Below are 16,084 nucleotides of genomic sequence, written 5' to 3' on the forward strand. Positions count from 1 at the left end.
GTCATGTGTCCGGCCGGCCCGTGCGAAGGGCATTCGTCAGAGAGCGATGAGGGTGCAATGAGTGAACTGACGAAACCCGAGGTCGACGTTCCGGAGGGTGACGCTCCTACCGAGTTGACCATCCGGGACCTGGTCGTCGGGGACGGGGCCGAGGTGAAGCCGGGCATGGTGGTCAGGGTCCACTATGTCGGGGTGACCTTCGAGTCCGGCAAGGAGTTCGATGCCTCCTGGGACCGGGGCGAGCCGTTCAAGTTCGCCCTGGGCGGTGGCAGGGTCATCAAGGGCTGGGACCGGGGGGTGAAAGGGATGAGGGTCGGCGGTCGGCGCGAGATCATCGTTCCCCCACGTCTCGGCTACGGCAATCAGTCGCCATCACCGTTGATCCCGGCGGGCTCGACCCTCCTCTTCGTGGTGGACCTGCTGGCCTCGTATTCCGGCACAACCGGGTGGAGCAACGCCTAGCGCCCTGCGCCCCGGTCCCTGTTGCGAGGGGAACCGGGACCGGGGCGAACCCACCTCACTTCACCGAGCCCGCCATCACCCCTTGCACGAAGTGCCGCTGGAAGGCGAAGAAGACCACCACGGGCACGATCAGCGAGAGGAACGCCCCCGGCGCGAGTACGTCCATGTTGCTGCCGAACTGGCGTATCTGTGACTGCAGTTCCACGGTGAGAGGCTGCGACGAGCTGTCGGCGAAGAGAAGTGCCACCAGCATGTCGTTCCACACCCACAGGAACTGGAAGATCGCCAGGCTGGCGATGGCGGGGCGGCCCACCGGCAGGACGAGCCGGGTGAAGATCCGCCACTCGCTGCCGCCGTCCATCCGGGCCGCTTCCAGCATTTCGCGCGGTATCTCGGCGAAGTAGTTGCGCAGCAGGAAGATGGCGAAGGGCAGCCCGTACGCGACGTGGAAGAGCACCACTCCCGGGATCGTGCCGAACAGGCCCAGTTGGCCGAAGAGTTGAGCCACCGGCAGAAGGCCGACCTGGACCGGCACCACCAGGAGGGCGACGACGAGCAGGAACAGCCAGTCCCGGCCCGGGAACTCCAGCCAGGCGAAGGCGTATCCGGCGAGTGCGGCGATCACCACGACGAGGGTGGTGGTGGGCACCGAGATCAGCACGGTGTTCCAGAACGCCTGCGTGATGCCCGCGTTGCCGAGCAGCGTGGAGTAGTTGTCGAAGGACAGCTGTCCCGGGCTGGTCAGGGCCGTCCACCAGCCGCTCGCCGAGTTCTCCTGCGTCGTACGCATCGAGGACAGGAACAGCCCGGCGAGCGGGGTGACCCAGACGAGGCTGACGACGACGAGGAACGCCTGGACCAGGCCGTTGCCGAACCAGCGCCGCAGCCGCCCTGCCGACTGCTTGCGCACCGGCGACGGCGGCGCCGAGGCGGGCCGCTGCTCCTTCGCGGGAACGGTGGCGGTGGCGGTGGCGCTCATGACTGGCTCCTGCGGAAGCGGCGGACGTTGAAGACCATGGCGGGGACGACCAGGAGCAGCAGCAGTACGCCGAGCGCGCTGCCGAGGCCCTGGTTGTTGCCGCCGCCGAAGGACACCAGCCACATCTGGGTGGCCAGTACGGTGGCCTCCTCCTGCACCGGTCCCGGCGCGATGATGTAGACGAGGTCGAAGACCTTCATCACGTTGATCACCAGGGTCACGAACACCACGGTCAGCACCGGCGCAAGCAGCGGCACGGTGATCTTGCGGAAGACCTGCCACTCCGTGGCGCCGTCCATCCGGGCCGCTTCCAGCATTTCGCGCGGCAGGGTGGAGAGACCGGCGCCGATGAGCACCATGGCGAAGCCGGTCCAGATCCACAGGTACGCGCCGATGATGGCCGGGGTGACGAGGGCGGGCCCGAGCCACGAGATGCCTTCGTAGGGTTCGGCGAAGTTCGCCGCCGGCAGCCGGATTGCGTACGAACCCGGCGCCAGATCCTGGAAGCGGTAGGAGCCGTCGGCAGCGGTCGTGGTGGTGGCGACGGTCTTTCCGTCCCGTACGGCCTCGACCCGCATCTGCGGCAGTCCGCTCTCGGCCTTGTCGACCGCGCCCTGCTTTCCGCCGCCGCCCGGTGCGAAGTCCAGGTAGACGACTCCGTGCAGTTCGTCGCGGTCCGCCTCCCGGTTGGCGCCGGGGAGCGCGTTCTTCGCCCCGGCGGGAAGGTCCTTGGGCTGTACGCCGACGAGTCCGAGGTTGACCGTACTGCCCGGGGAGGCCGTTTCGGCGGTGCGGTACGAGCCGCCCGCGGCCTTGGTCAGGCCCTGCCCCTCACGGGCGCGGGCGGTCGGGTAGGAGGAGGCGTCCTGGAAGGCGTCGTGCACGCCGACCGCGGTCGCGTTGAGTACGCCCTTGTCGGGGTCCTCCTCGTACGCAAGGCGGAAAATGATGCCCGCGGCGAGGAAGGACACGGCCATCGGCATGAAAAGCAGCAGCTTGAACGCGGTGGCCCAGCGGACCTTCTCCACGAGCACGGCGAGGATCAGCCCGAGTCCGGTGAGCAGCGTCGGAGCGACGACCACCCAGATCGTGCTGTTGCGGATGGCCTTGAGTGTGGCCGGGTCGCGGAACATCTCGGAGTAGTTCTCGCCGCCGACGAAGCGGGTGCCGGAGGCGTCGAAGAAGCTTCGGCCGACCGAGAAGACGACGGGGTAGACGACGAGGGCGCCGAGCAGGAGCAGTGCGGGAAGTACGAACGCCACGGCGATGATGCGCAGTCGGCGCCGGGCGCTGCGCCGGGGGTCCGTGTTGCTGCCGCCGGGCCGTGCGCTCTTGGCTGTTCGGGGCCCCGACGTTGTGCCGGGTGGGGTGACCGTGGTCATGACGGTCGCCTCAGCCTTCGTACGACTTGGCTGCCGCGTCTTCGAGCAGGCCCGCGGTGGCCCGCGGGTCCGACGGGTCGCGCAGGAAGTCCTGGAGGATCTTCCACTCACCGGCGCCCTTGGTGCCTCCGAAGGCCGCCGGAGCCTGGTCGGACATGTCGAAGCGGACCGAATCACCCGCGTCCGTAAGGGACTTGGCGATCTCCCGGCTGGTGTCGTCGCCGTAGGCGGCGGGGTCGACCTTCTTGTTCGGCGAGAGGAAGCCACCCGCCCCGGCCCAGACTTCGGCCGCTTCGGGGCTCGCCAGGTATTCGAGGAACTTCTGGGCGGCCTTCTGGTTCTTGCCGTCCTTCAGGACGACTGCCGCGTCACCGCCGCTGACCACGGGTGCCTCGCCGCCCTCGACCGCGGGGAAGGGGAAGAAGGAGAGGTCCGTGCCCGGATTCTTGCCGAACTGGTCCTTCGCTATCCCCGCGACGAAGTCGCCTTCGTACACCATCGCGGACTCGGGCTCGGGGCCGAAGACCTTCTCGACCGAGCCGGGGAAGTCCGTGCTCAGGGCGCCCTTCTGGCCTCCGGCGATCAGTTGCTTGTCGGCGAAGAGCTTGCCGAGGGTGGTGAGCGCCTGCACCACGGTGGGGTCGGTCCACTTGATCTTGTGGGCGGCGAGCTGGTCGTACTTCTCGGGGCCCGCCTGGGAGAGGTAGATGTTCTCGAACCAGTCGGTGAGCGTCCAGCCGTCCTCACCCGCGACGGAGAAGGCGGACAGACCCGAATCGGCCACGGTCTGACCGGACTTCAGCATCTGCGCGTAACTCTTCGGGGGCTTGACACCGGCCTGGTCGAGCGCGTCGGGGCTGTACCAGACGGTCGACTTGTGCGCGGCCTTGAAGTACAGGCCGTAGAAGTCGCCGCCGACACTGCCGTACTCCTTCCACACAGGGGCGTAGTTGGTGTCGACGGACTTCTCGGTCGTACGGGAGAGCGGCTCCAGCCAGTCCTTCTTCGCGAACTGCTGCAACACGCCGACCTGCGGCACCATCACCACATCGGGAGCGTTGCCGCCCTCGATCTTGCTGCCGACGACCGTGGAGACGTTGTCCCCGGTGGACACGAACTGGGTCTTGGCGCCGGTCTTCTCGGTGAAGGCGTCGAGCACCTTCTGGAAGTTCTTCTGCTCGGTGCCCGACCAGACACCGGCGACGGTGATCGTCTGACCGTTGAGTGCCTTGTCTCCGCCACCCGCTGTGGCGACGGGGCCGCCGCAGGCGGTCGCGCCGAGTGCGAGGACGAGAGCGGTGCAGCACGCGAGCGTGGTGGTGGTGCGTCGTTGCGTCGTCATCGGGAAAGTCCCATCGAGTCGTCGGTGTTGTGGGAGGTGTCGTCGCTGATCCACCAGGCGGCGGTGGATCCGGGCAGAAGGCCGGCCGGGCAGGAACCGCTGGCAAGCAGGGGAGCTCCGGAGACGGGGGCGGGCACCGGGGCGGTCCCGAAGTTGACGGCGCAGACCAGGCCGTCGCCGCGGGCGAAGGACAGCACGCCGGGAGCGCTCTCCAGCCAGCGCAGCGTGCCCTCGCCCAACTGCGGCAGGCTGTGGCGCAGTTGCAGCCCGTCGCGGTAGAGGTGCCAGAAGGAACTGGTGTCGGCGAGCGCGCGGTCGGTGGCGTGCTCGGCGAACCAGTCGGGCTGCGGCAGCCACGGCTTGACGTCCACGGCGTCCGCGCTGAAGCCGAACGGGGAGGCGTGGCCCGACCACGGCAGCGGCACCCGGCAGCCGTCGCGGATCCGCGCCCGGCTTCCGGTGCGGCGGAAGATCGGGTCGGTGAGCACCTCGTCGGGCAGGTCGAGCACTTCGGCCAGGCCCAGTTCCTCGCCCTGATAGAGGTACGCGGCACCGGGCAGCGCCAGCATCAGCAGTGCGGCGGCGCGGGCGCGGGCGGTGCCCAGGCCGCTGCCCTCGGTGCCGTGGTCGCCGTACCGGGTGACGGTACGTACCTGGTCGTGGTTGTTGAGCACCCAGGTGACGGTGGAGCCGGTGCCCGCGATGTCCTGCATGGCCTCGGAGATGACCTTGCGGAACTGGTCGGCGTCCCAGGGAGCGCCGAGCAGGTCGAAGAAGAACGCCTGGTGCAGTTCGTCGGGGCGTACGTACAGGGCGTGTTCGCGGGCCGTCGGCACGGACACCTCGCCGACGAGCAGCCGCTCTTGGCCGTCGCGCGCCGTGTACTCCTCGCACACCGACCGCCAGTGGCGCCACACGTCGTGCACCTCCGGCTGGTTCCAGGCCAGTGGGTTGACCGAGTCGCGGGTGCGGGCGTCGGCCTCGGGGTCCGGCGAGTCGGGCAGTTCGGGGTGCTTGAAGAGTCCGGCGGCCACGTCGATCCGGAAGCCGTCGACGCCGCGGTCGAGCCAGAAGCGCAGCACGTGGTCGAAGTGGGCGCCGACCTCGGGGTTGCGCCAGTTCAGGTCCGGCTGCTCGGGCGTGAACATGTGCAGGTACCACTGGCCGGGGCTGCCGTCCGGCTCGGTGACCCGGGTCCAGGCCGGGCCGCCGAACATCGCGTGCCAGTTGTTGGGCGGCTCCTCGCCGTGCGGGCCGCGCCCTTCGGCGAAGTGGAAGCGGGCGCGGGCCGCGCTGCCGGGCGCCGCGGCGAGTGCTTCGCAAAACCAGGGGTGCTCGCTGGAGCAGTGGTTGGGGACGATGTCGAGCAGCACCTTGATGCCGAGCCGCCGTGCGCCGGTGACAAGGCGGTCGAACTCGGCGAGGTCGCCGAAGACCGGGTCGACGTCGCAGTAGTCGGCGACGTCGTAGCCGTGGTCGTGCTGGGGCGACGGGTAGAAGGGGCTCAGCCAGATGCCGTCGACCCCGAGCTTCTTGAGATACGGCAGTCCCGCGCGGACGCCGGCGAGGTCGCCGATGCCGTCCCCGGTGCTGTCCAGAAAGCTACGGACGTACACCTGGTACATCACCGCGTCGCGCCACCATGTGTGCTTCACCCGTTGACCTGTTTCTACGTGAAGGGGTGCGCGCGGCCAGAAGAAGGTGCCGCGCTGTTATGCATGCATGTTAAGTAGGCGTGACGAGAGAGTGTCAACGAATGAACGGGAAACGGTGCAAAGTTGGGGGAATATGTCCGTGTATGCCCTGGGGTGCAGGCGCCATTCATGGCCCGCACACCTACTTAACATGTAACTAGACGGTCGGGCTCAGCCCTGACGACGCGCTATCGCGGCCAGCTCCCGGGCCAGCCTGCGCACAGCCGCCGCCGGCGACTGATGCTGCGCCATCGCGTCGTGCGCGACGGCCTGCACGGCAAGGCTCACCTGGTCGTAGCGCGGGCTCTTGGGACGCGGCGCCGCCGCGAGCACACTCGTGCGCAGAGCCGGCAGATAGGGGTACTCCCGCACCAGATCCGGATCGCGGTACAGAGCGGCGAGCACAGGCGGCTGCGCGCCTTCGGTGAGGACCTTTCGCTGGACCGGTTCGCTGGTCAGATACGCGATCAGGTCGGCCGCCGAATCCGGGTGCCGGGCATCCGCGTTGACCGCGAGATTCGAGCCACCGAGCACACTCGTGCCCGGCCCGTCGGCACCGGGCAGCGGTACGGCGCCGAACTTGCCCGCGACCTCGGAAGTCTTGCCGGAGATCCCCGCGTAGGCGTACGGCCAGTTCCGCAGGAAGAGCAGACGGCCGTTCTGGAACGCCTTCCGGGACTCCTCCTCCTTGTACGTCAGCGCCTCGCGGGGAATCCACCCGTCGCGCACGCCACGCGCCAGGAAGCCGAGCCCGTCCCGGGCAGCGGCCGAGTCCACGGTGACGCGCTCACCCTCGTCGCCGAGGATGCTGCCGCCCGCCGAATACACGGCCTCGGCCGCGTTGACGGTCAGCCCCTCGTACGGCAGGAACTGCCCGGCGTACCCGCCGAGCCCGTGCTTCGGGGCGATGGTGCGCGCCTGGCGTTCCAACTCCCGCCAGGTGCGCGGGGGTTGCTCGCCCTCCCGGTCCAGGATGTCCTTGCGGTAGAACAGCATCCCGGCGTTCGTGACGTACGGAACGGCATACAACTTGTCGTCGTACGTCGCCGTCCCCACGACCGGCGGCAGGAAGCCCCGCAGCGGGAAGCGGTCCCGGTCGAGCGGGGAGATCCACCCCGCCGCGGCGAACTCCGGGGTCCAGGCCACATCGATGTTGAGGATGTCGAACCGGCCGCGGTCCGAGCGCAGTTCGGTGACCATCTGCGCGTGCGTCTCATCGGCGGAGTCGGGCAGTTCGACGAGCGTGACCTTCTCGTCGGGATGCGTACGGTTCCAGCCCGCGAGGAGCGGACCGAGATAGTCCGTGAGGTCCCCGGCCGTGGCCAGGGTCATCGGACCGCGTCCGTCGTCGCGCGCCCCGACCCCGGACGCGTCCTTCGCGACGTAACCCGACACGACGACCGCGGCGACCAGAAGGCCCCTACCGGCGGCGCGTATCCACCGCATAGGTTCCTCCCTGTGCACCGGCACCGAGCAGCCTCGGCATAACGGGGCCATGTATACCCGTTAGGCATGGGCGATACTAGGGCCCGCGACATAACGAACAGGCGACCCGGACCACACGGCGACCAGCGGCCGGAATCGCTGCTCAACAAGCACGCAGACGACGCTAAGGAGGAGAGCACGAGTGCGGCTGCCCCTCCTGGCTCTCCTCGCACACGGCCCCGCCCACGGTTACGAACTGAAACAGGACCTTGAGCAACTCCTGGGGCCTGAGTACCCTCAGCCGAACGTCGGCCAGATCTATGTGACTCTGGGCCGCCTGGAGAAGTCGGGGCTGATCGAGGGCGAGGACGTCGCCCAGTCGAGCCGGCCCAACAAGAAGGTCTACCGGCTCACGGACGCGGGGCGGGAAGCACTGCAGGTCTGGTTCGAGGAGACCTCCGTCGAATCGCGCGTGCGGGACGACTTCTTCATGAAGCTGGCCCTCGCTCCCCGGACCGGCCTCGCCGACCAGATCAGCCTGATCAACAAGCAGCGCCGTCAGTACTTGAACACCATGCGCAGTCTTTCGAAGCTGGCCACGGCCGAGAACCGGGACAATCCCATCGCCAACCTGCTGGTCGAGGGCGCCATTCTGCATCTGCAGGCCGACCTCGACTGGCTGGAACGCTGTCAGGAGGAGCTGGAATGAGCGACACCCCCGCTCCCGTTCTGCGCGCCGAGGGCCTCGTCAAGACCCACCACGGCGAGGGCGCCCCGGTCCAGGCCGTGCGCGGCGTGGACCTCTCCGTACGACAGGGAGAGTTCGTCGCCGTCACCGGACCGTCCGGCGCCGGGAAGTCCACCCTGCTGCATCTGCTCGGCGGGCTCCAGCGCCCGGACAGCGGCAGCATCCACCTGGACGGCGCGTGCACCGACGCCTACAGCGAGGCGCGCTGGGCGATCGAGCGCCGCCGGCGGATCGGCATCGTCTTCCAGTTCTTCAACCTGGTGTCGAACCTGACCGTCGCCGACAATGTCGAGCTGCCCGCGCTCCTGGCCGGTACGTCCGCGAAGCGGGCCCGTGCCGAGCGCGAGAGCCTCCTTGCGGAACTGGGCCTCGAGAACAAGGCGCGCAGCATGCCGGGCGAACTGTCCGGCGGTGAGCAGCAGCGCGTCGCCCTGGCACGGGCGCTGGTCAACCACCCCGGGCTGCTGCTCGCCGACGAACCCGCGGGCAGCCTCGACAGCAAGGGCACCCGCGAGGTCATGCGGCTCCTGACCCGCTTCCACCAGCGCGGCCAGACGATCGTCCTCGTCACCCACGACGCGCGCCTCGCCAGCACCGCGGACCGGGTGATCAGCTTCTACGACGGCCGGATAGCCGACGACGCGGAGCTCGACGGCACGGGCTCGCCAGGGACGGGCATATCCTCCGTGCTCGAACTGAAGGACTGAGGCGTGCGAGCCACCCTGCGCTGGGCGCACGCCGATCTGCGCACGCATCGCGGTGAGGCCCTCTTCCTCGTCCTCGCCACTGCCGGAATCGTCGCCTCACTGCTGCTCGCTTCCGCTCTCTTCGGCTACGCCACCAACCCCTGGCAGCGCGTCTTCACCCGGGCCCACGGCGCCCATGTGTGGATCCACACCGCCCCCTCCGCCGACGCGGCACGGCTTGCCGCACTGGACGGCGTCGAATCGGTGTCGGGCCCGTACCGCACCGCGTCCGCCACGGTTCAGTCGCGCGGGGCCAAGGCCACCGTCGAACTCCGCGGCGCCCACGGCCGCCCCCCGACCACGGGCCGCCCGCTCCTCGACTCCGGGCGGTGGCTCGACCCCGGCACACCGGACGGCGTCGTACTGGACAAGGGAGTCGCCCGCGCCCTGTGGGTCGAAGCCGGCGACACCCTGACACTGCCGGGAGCTCGCCGCCCGTTGACGGTCCTCGGCGTCGCGGACCACGCCGAGCCCCGGTACCGCCCGGGGGAACGGTCCGGCACCGTCTGGGCGTTGCCGTCCGTCCTGGAGCGGGCGGGCGAGCGCACCGGACAGGTCGTGGGGCTGCGCCTCACCGACCCGGACGACACGGGCTATGCCGTACAGCGATCCGTCACCGAGCTCGGAGCCCGAGCCGTCACCCAGGTCTCCAGCTGGCAGCAGGCACGCGCCGAGGCGCAGGACGACACCCGGCTGCTCGGCCAGGTGCTCGGTCTCTTCGGGCTCGGCGCCCTGCTCGCCGCGGCACTGGCCGTGTACGGCGCGATCAGCACCCGGATCCGCGGGCATCTGCGGGACATATCCGTACTGAAGGCGATCGGCTTCACGCCGGGCCAGGTGGTCCGGGTCTTCCTCGCCCAGCATGTGGCGTTCGCGCTCCTCGGCACCGTCCTTGCGACCGTACTCATCGAGACGCTCGGCAGCGGCATCCCGGGCAGGCTCGGCGACGCGGTCCGGGTGTGGCAGGGACTGCCCGGCCATGCGGCGGCGCTGCTCGCGATCCCGGTCGGCGCGGTCCTGTTCATCGCCGCCACCACCTGCCTCGCCGCCTGGCGGGCCGGGCGGGTCCCGCCCGTACCGGTACTGCGGTCCGCGGCACCGGCGGGCAGCCGACTCTCCGGTCCGGCCCGCCGGGCCCTCGGGCTGCGGCTGCCGCCGGCCCTCGTGCTCGGCTGGCACCGGACGTTCGCCCGCAGCCCCCGCTCGCCGGCCACGATCGCGCGACTCGCCCTGCCGCTGCTGCTGATCACCGTCGCGCTCAGCGCCTGGACGACCATCGAACGCTTCGACAGCACACCCGAACAGGTCGGTGCCGCGGCCGCGCTCACGGCCCGCGCCGACAAGGGGCTCGACGACGGTGAGGCGCGCGCCCTGCTCGAGGCCGACGACCGGGTCGAGACCGCCCACCCGGGCGTGGAGGTGGCCGCACTCGTACCGGGTCAGACCGGCACGATCGCGCTGCGCGGACTCGGCACCCGCGAGGATCCGTATCCGTTCACCGTGGCGGCAGGTCGCCCGGTGCAGGGACCCGACGAGGCGGTGGCCGGGCAGGGGTTGCTGGACCTGCTCGACGTGCAGGTCGGTGACTGGGTACGCATGACGGTCGGCGGACACCCGCAGGTCCTGCACATCGTCGGCCGCAGCATCGAGCCGGAGAACGCCGGCCGTGTCATCTCCACCTCGCTCGACACCCTGCGCGAGAACGACCCCGGGCTCCGCCCGACGCTCCACCGGCTCCAGTTGCGCCCCGACGCGGACCCGCGCGCGGTCGGCGCGGCACTGACCAGGGCATCGGACGGCCGCCTCGACATCCGCGAAGCGACCGACCCCGCCGCCGGGCTCGCCCCGCTGCGCGGCGTCGTACTCGCACTGATCGCCGTCCTCGCCCTGATCGGCCTTACCGAACTGTCGACGGTGATCGGCGGCAGCGTACGGGAGGGCGAGCGGGATCTCCTCGCGCTGAAAGCCGTGGGTCTTTCCCCACGCCAGATCACCGCGGTCACGGTAACGGCCGTCGCCGGCACGGCCCTTGCCGCCGCCGTAGTTGCCGCGGCGCTTGGAGTGCCGCTCGCCCGTCTGCTGATCGATGCCCAGGGCCGGTCGAGCGGCATGGGTGCGGGAATCGCCCGGACGCCTTCACTGTGGCTGCTGCTCCTGCTCGGCGCGGCGGCGGTGGTGGGCGCCGCGACGCTGGCGGCTCTGCCGGCGGCCCGTGCTGTCCGCCGCCGCCTCGCGGACACGTTGAGTGCGGTTGCTTGAGGCGGGGCGGGGGGGGTGACCTGCCTCCCGGGTTTCACTTCTGTCAGCCGGCCGTCGTTCCGGCCACGGGCGAGTGACAAGGGCACATACGGTCTTGAGGGAAGGTGGCTTCCTCTGCCATGGACGACCTCACGGATGCGAACGTTCCAGAGACCGGCCACGTGATTCTCGCTCCGCGACGGGCTCCGTGAACATGCGGCCGCCCGATACGCGTGGCGGCTCTGTCGACGACCGGTTGGGTGTGGTCGTAAGCCATGGTGATGACCTCTCCCTGCGGGTGTGGCACTGGAGTTGTACTGCATGACCCATACCGGGAGGGATTCGGTGTGCCTGGTGTGCCTGGTGTGCCTCGCGTTCCTTGATCGGACCACGAAGTTGATCGAGAGGCCATGGGTCGCACGTACGGCAAGGCATTCGCGCCGCATCGAGGAGACGTACCCGCCGTCTCGGTGTCCACCAGCGAGTCCGGTAAGTCGACTTCAGTGTCGACACGCCAGGAACGCGTCCTACCCGCCAACCCCATCCGCGCCCTGCCCAAGGGATCAGCCCTGCCGCCGGCCACCGGCGTCCGACCGGCACTGCTCGACCTCAAGCCCTGGTACCGCGAACCGGATGCCGACGCCCTCGGCGCCGCCTCCGCCAAGGAGACCGCGGCCATGGACGCCCGTCGGTCGGCGTCGAGGTTGCTCAGTCGAGAACCGTGAGGTGGTCGGCCGCGCCTCCGCGCCACTCGATCATGAAGAGGGTGGCGTCGTCGCTGGTGTGTCCGCCCCGTTCCCGCTTCAGCGCGTGGGAGAGGTCGCGCAGGTCCGCCCGGATCCCCTCGGAGCGCCCCTCGGCCAGGCGGTTGACGCAGTCGATGAGGCGTGCTTCACCGAACAACTCCTCAGGGCTGAGGTGTTCCTCGATGATGCCGTCGGTGTAGCACAACACCCGGTCGCCCGGCTGGAGTTGGTGCTCGCGGATCCGGGGCTCCTCGCCGCCGAAACCGACGGGAAGCGTCGTCGCGCTCTCCAACTGCCGCTCGACCCGGCCGTGGCGGATCAGCAGCGGCGCGGGATGGCCGGCGTTGACCAGCTCCAGCTCGCCGGTGGTGACGTTGAGGTGCATCAGCTGCGCGGTGACGAAGTGGTCGGGGCCGAACTGCCGGGAGACGGCGTCGTCCATGTACGCGTACTTCTCGGCCAGGCTGACGAACACGCGCCGGGCGTGGCGGTAGGCGCCGATGGCGATGGTCGCCATCGCGGCGGCGTCCAAGCCGTGGCCCATGGCGTCGATCACCGCGATGTGCAGGATGTTGTCGTTGAGGGCGTAGTCGAAGCTGTCGCCGGCGACGCGGTAGGCGGGCTCCAGGATGCCGGCCACTGCGACCTGCGGCACGGTCATGCTCAGGGGCGGCAGCAGGCTCCACTGAATCTCTGCCGAGACACTCATCGGCTCCCGGCGCCGGGCCAGGAAGAACTGGTCGGTGTAGGCGCTCTTGGTGACCAGCATGTCGGCCACCAAGCCTGCGAGCCGGCGCAGCAGACGCCGGTCGTCGTCGCCGACGGCGTCCATGGTCAGAGCCAGGACCCCCACCGTGTCGCTGCCGTCAAGCAGCGGCAGATACATCCGCACGCCGCCACGGGTGCTTGCCGCCTCGACGATGACCGCGAGCAGGAACGCCCGCCCGGCGGGTGAGCCGACCATCGGCTCGGGCTGGCCGACGTGCAGCTTCCTGCCCGGCAGCGGCACCAGCACTTCCTGCGCGTAGTCCTGAAGCAGGATGGAGACGTCGCGGCCGCCGATCCTGGCCACCTCCTCCGCGACCAACGGGGCGATCAGCTGCGGCGGCATCAACCGCGCCCGGTCAAGGAGCAGGCCGAGCAGCCGTTCGCCGAAACCCTCCGACCGGTCCACGCTCTCCTCGCCCATGACCGCCCGCCACCTCTTCCTGCCACGGTCTGCGCTCAACGTGACCCGGGAAGCCGCGGGAGCGGCGCATTGCTCCAAGCGTGGCATGCCGTGTCGGGGCCCGCGCTGTCCGCTCAGATCGGGCAGGACCGTGGGGGCAGTGGGCTTGGTGTCTGAACGGTCGAACGAGCCGTACATTCCGATCTCGTCAAACCACGGGCCGTCGGGATTCTCCAGGTCCGAGGCCGGATGCCAGTCTCTCGGCGTGAGGACCACGACGGCCACGACAGCGTGGACTGCCCCGAAGTCCCCACGTCGGACATTGGCCCTGGTGGCATCGGGCGTCCGTCGGCCACAGCACCATCCAGCCCTTCGAGCCCGCGCGTGAGCGGAGTTCATCGGCCCACGCGCAGAGCCCTATGGGTCTTTCATCGTGTCTCTCCTCTGGGTAACTGGGCCTACCCCGTGGTAACTTGCGTCATCGTTACCCCAGGTAACACGCAGCCATCCCTGTGACACCGTCACCGAGCCGAGGGAAGTCATGCGCACAACCACAAAGAGGCATCTGGCAATTGCAGTCGCCACCGCGCTGGCTGTCGGCGTGGCACCGGCCGGCGGCGCCGTGGCCGTCCCGCCCCGGCAGTCGAGTACCACGGCGAGCGACTCCTTCTACGTCTACGACGGAAGCAAGCCCCTGTCCGCGTTCGCGCCGGGCACCGTGCTCAAGACACGGACGCTGCAGTACCACGTCGTCGGCCTTCCGTCGCCGGTCAAGGCGATCCAGCTGCTCTACCGCACCACCGACGCCCAGGGCCGGCCGTCCGCCAACGTGACCTCGGTGGTGCGCAGCCCGCACGGTGACGGACGCAAGGCGGTGTCGTACCAGTCGTTCTACGACTCCCTCAATCCCGCGGACAGCCCGTCCCGCGCCATCGCCGGTGATGTCACCCTCGGCGGCATCATCCCGAACGCCGAATCCCTCTTCCTGGTGCCGCTGCTGTCGCAGGGCTACGACGTCGTCATCCCGGACACCGAAGGGCAGAACGCCGACTTCGCGGCAGGACCGGAGTACGGAACCAACACACTCGACTCGATCCGGGCCGCCGGCCGGTCCCCTGAAACGGGTCTCAACGCCGATACCCGGTTCGGCATGATGGGCTACTCCGGCGGCGCCATCGCCACCCACTGGGCCTCCGTGCTCGCACCGAGTTACGCACCGGAGGTCAACCGCAGACTGGTGGGCTTCTCCGAGGGCGGCCTGCTCGTAGCCCCGGCGCACAACCTCAGGTACGTCGACGGCAGCAGCGTCTGGTCCGGTGTCATCCCCATGGCCGTGATCGGGGTCGCGCGCTCGTACGACATCGATCTGAAGCGCTACATGAGCAGCTACGGACTTGAGGTCTACGAGAAGCTCGAGCACGGCTCGATCGTCAACGCCCTTGGCCAGTACCCGGGGTTGACATGGAAGAAGATGGCGAAGCCGGAGTACGCCGACCCCAACTCCGTGCCCGAGTTCGTCGACGCGGTGAACAAGCTCAACCTCGGTTCCGCCGACACTCCGACCATTCCCGGCTTCATCGCGCAGGGCAACGGCGGCGTCCTGGAAGGAACCTTCAGCGACCTCCCGGGCATCGGTACCGGTGACGGCGTCATGGTCGCCGGAGACGTACGCACGCTGGCCCGCCAGTACTGCGAGGACGGCAACAAGTCCATCAAGTACACGCAGTACGAACTGCTCAGCCACGCCGGCACCGCCGCACCCTGGGCACCCCTCGCGATCGACTACCTCAACGACCGCTTCGCGGGCAAGACCCCGCCGTCCGACTGCGGCCGAATCCCCGCGGGCAACTCGCTGGCGCCGGAGGAACCCGCGTCAGGCTCCTGACACTTCACGCGGCCATCCCACGCAGACCCGGCGAGCAAGCACCGCGCCGCCGGGTCTGCGCCTCAGGAGCAGGGCCAAAGCCAGGCGCTAGGCCGACGCAACGAGGAGGATCGCCGAAGTCACCCGCCCGCGACCGGCACGAGCACCCGAACCCCACGCACACCGGACCCACTGCCTGCAACTTCACGATGCGCACCGCCCGTTCAGGAGCCGAGGGCGGCGGCCTGGTCCTGTAGTTCGCGCAGCACAAGCCGCAGCAGTGGGTGCTGCTCGCTGCCGCGCCGGACGGCGGTGTACACCCGGCGCTGGGGACGAAAGGCGCCGACCGGGCGGGTGGCGGCACCCCCGATAGAGATGCCGCGGAGCGCCGAACGAGGTACCAGCGCCACACCCGCGCCGGCGGATACGAGGGCACACACCGCCCGGGAGTCGTCGGCCAGGCACTCGACCTGAGGCTGGAAACGGGCCTCTTCGCAGGCACGCATGACGACGTCATGTACCGGATTGCCGGGCCACGGCGTGATCCACGCATCGTCACTCAGGTCGTCCAGGTCGACCTCCGGGGCGCTCGCCAGGGGGTGGCCGGACGGCAGTACGACATCGAACGGCTCCCCGTACAACGGCTCACGCAGCAGCTGTTCACTGCTCTGGCCAGGGGTGTCCTGGTGCTCCACCGATACGGCGATGTCGACCGCGCCGTCGATGAGGAGACGCTGGCTCGCACGCCCCTCAGCGTCCTTCACTCGGATCCGCACCTGCGGAGCGCGGTCCCGCAGTGCCGCCACCGCCGGGGCCACCACTTCGGTGATCGCGCTCGCGAATGCGGCTATCGCCACCTCACCGGCCAGACCCGCCGAGCAGGCGGCCATATCGGCCTCCGCCTCCTCCAGCTGCGCGGCGATCTTCGTCGCATGAGTGGCAAGGACCGCACCCGTGGGAGTCAGCCGGACGGAGCGCCCGCGCCGCTCGAGCAGTACGTGCCCGACCTCCGCTTCGAGTGCGGCGAGCTGCTGCGAGGCCGCCGACGGGGACAGGAAGAGAGCGTGGGCAGCGGCGGTGACGGTGCCGTGCTCCGCCAGAGCTCGCAGCACTCGGAGCCTTCGTGGATCGATCACGTAAGGCAGTACACCAGAAGGCGCCTGTGAAGCACAGCTTCACAGGCGATCCGCGAAAACAGCGATGGACTTCACAGCGGCGACGCACCAAAGTGGTCCCCCGTGAAGCCACTGGCAACGACCGCCGCCGGCCGCATGAGCTGAAGCCCCCGCC

Annotated in this window: 12 protein-coding genes and 1 pseudogene; 6 read left to right on the forward strand and 7 right to left on the reverse strand. The window is 69.5% G+C overall.

Features of this window, described 5'->3' with window-relative positions:
* Positions 1-57 precede the first annotated feature (57 nt).
* On the forward strand, positions 58-462 hold the full coding sequence (locus GUY60_RS19950) for an FKBP-type peptidyl-prolyl cis-trans isomerase (protein ID WP_161699749.1): 405 nt from the start codon (positions 58-60) through the stop codon (positions 460-462).
* A 55-nt stretch (positions 463-517) separates the two neighbouring features.
* On the opposite strand, the gene GUY60_RS19955 is transcribed toward GUY60_RS19950, so the two are convergent.
* The 5 genes from GUY60_RS19955 to GUY60_RS19975 form a co-directional block, all read right to left on the reverse strand.
* On the reverse strand, positions 518-1,441 hold the full coding sequence (locus GUY60_RS19955; RefSeq protein WP_246235303.1) for a carbohydrate ABC transporter permease: 924 nt from the start codon (positions 1,439-1,441) through the stop codon (positions 518-520).
* Positions 1,438-2,823 (reverse strand): carbohydrate ABC transporter permease, encoded by a 1,386-nt coding sequence (locus GUY60_RS19960; protein ID WP_161699751.1) that lies wholly within the window; start codon positions 2,821-2,823, stop codon positions 1,438-1,440. The genes GUY60_RS19955 and GUY60_RS19960 overlap by 4 nt, the downstream gene beginning before the upstream one ends.
* A gap of 10 nt (positions 2,824-2,833) precedes the next feature.
* Complete coding sequence (locus tag GUY60_RS19965; RefSeq protein WP_161699753.1) at positions 2,834-4,165, reverse strand: ABC transporter substrate-binding protein; 1,332 nt, start codon at positions 4,163-4,165, stop codon at positions 2,834-2,836.
* Positions 4,162-5,790, reverse strand: coding sequence for a glycoside hydrolase family 13 protein (locus GUY60_RS19970; protein ID WP_161699770.1), 1,629 nt, complete (start codon positions 5,788-5,790; stop codon positions 4,162-4,164). Before GUY60_RS19970 ends, GUY60_RS19965 begins: the two co-directional genes overlap by 4 nt.
* A 240-nt stretch (positions 5,791-6,030) precedes the next feature.
* The gene (locus GUY60_RS19975) at positions 6,031-7,305 is read right to left on the reverse strand and encodes an ABC transporter substrate-binding protein (protein ID WP_161699755.1); all 1,275 of its coding nucleotides are present in this window, start codon (positions 7,303-7,305) and stop codon (positions 6,031-6,033) included.
* Between the two features lie 181 nt (positions 7,306-7,486).
* On the opposite strand from GUY60_RS19975, the gene GUY60_RS19980 reads away from it, so the two are divergent.
* The 4 genes and pseudogenes from GUY60_RS19980 to GUY60_RS19995 all read left to right on the forward strand — a co-directional run.
* Positions 7,487-7,993: a PadR family transcriptional regulator gene (locus tag GUY60_RS19980; protein ID WP_161699757.1), complete on the forward strand. Its 507-nt coding sequence runs from the start codon at positions 7,487-7,489 to the stop codon at positions 7,991-7,993.
* Positions 7,990-8,739, forward strand: coding sequence for an ABC transporter ATP-binding protein (locus tag GUY60_RS19985; RefSeq protein WP_161699759.1), 750 nt, complete (start codon positions 7,990-7,992; stop codon positions 8,737-8,739). Before GUY60_RS19980 ends, GUY60_RS19985 begins: the two co-directional genes overlap by 4 nt.
* Positions 8,740-8,742: 3 nt before the next feature.
* Positions 8,743-11,037 (forward strand): FtsX-like permease family protein, encoded by a 2,295-nt coding sequence (locus tag GUY60_RS19990; protein ID WP_161699761.1) that lies wholly within the window; start codon positions 8,743-8,745, stop codon positions 11,035-11,037.
* A 431-nt stretch (positions 11,038-11,468) separates the two neighbouring features.
* A pseudogene (locus tag GUY60_RS19995) lies at positions 11,469-11,741 on the forward strand (hypothetical protein); the annotation flags it as partial.
* On the opposite strand, the gene GUY60_RS20000 reads toward GUY60_RS19995, so the two are convergent.
* Complete coding sequence (locus tag GUY60_RS20000) at positions 11,725-12,951, reverse strand: PP2C family protein-serine/threonine phosphatase (protein WP_161699763.1); 1,227 nt, start codon at positions 12,949-12,951, stop codon at positions 11,725-11,727. The pseudogene GUY60_RS19995 and the gene GUY60_RS20000 sit on opposite strands and share 17 nt — an antisense overlap.
* Positions 12,952-13,471: 520 nt before the next feature.
* Between GUY60_RS20000 and GUY60_RS20005 the strand changes: the two genes are divergently transcribed.
* Positions 13,472-14,815, forward strand: coding sequence for a lipase family protein (locus tag GUY60_RS20005; RefSeq protein ID WP_161699765.1), 1,344 nt, complete (start codon positions 13,472-13,474; stop codon positions 14,813-14,815).
* Positions 14,816-15,018: 203 nt separating this feature from the next.
* Here GUY60_RS20005 and GUY60_RS20010 read toward each other — a convergent pair whose 3' ends face one another.
* Positions 15,019-15,930, reverse strand: a complete 912-nt coding sequence (locus tag GUY60_RS20010) for a LysR family transcriptional regulator (protein WP_161699766.1) — start codon at positions 15,928-15,930, stop codon at positions 15,019-15,021.
* Positions 15,931-16,084 lie beyond the last annotated feature (154 nt).

The sequence above is a fragment of the Streptomyces boluensis genome (genome assembly GCF_009908195.1).
Classification (GTDB): Bacteria; Actinomycetota; Actinomycetes; order Streptomycetales; family Streptomycetaceae; genus Streptomyces; species Streptomyces boluensis.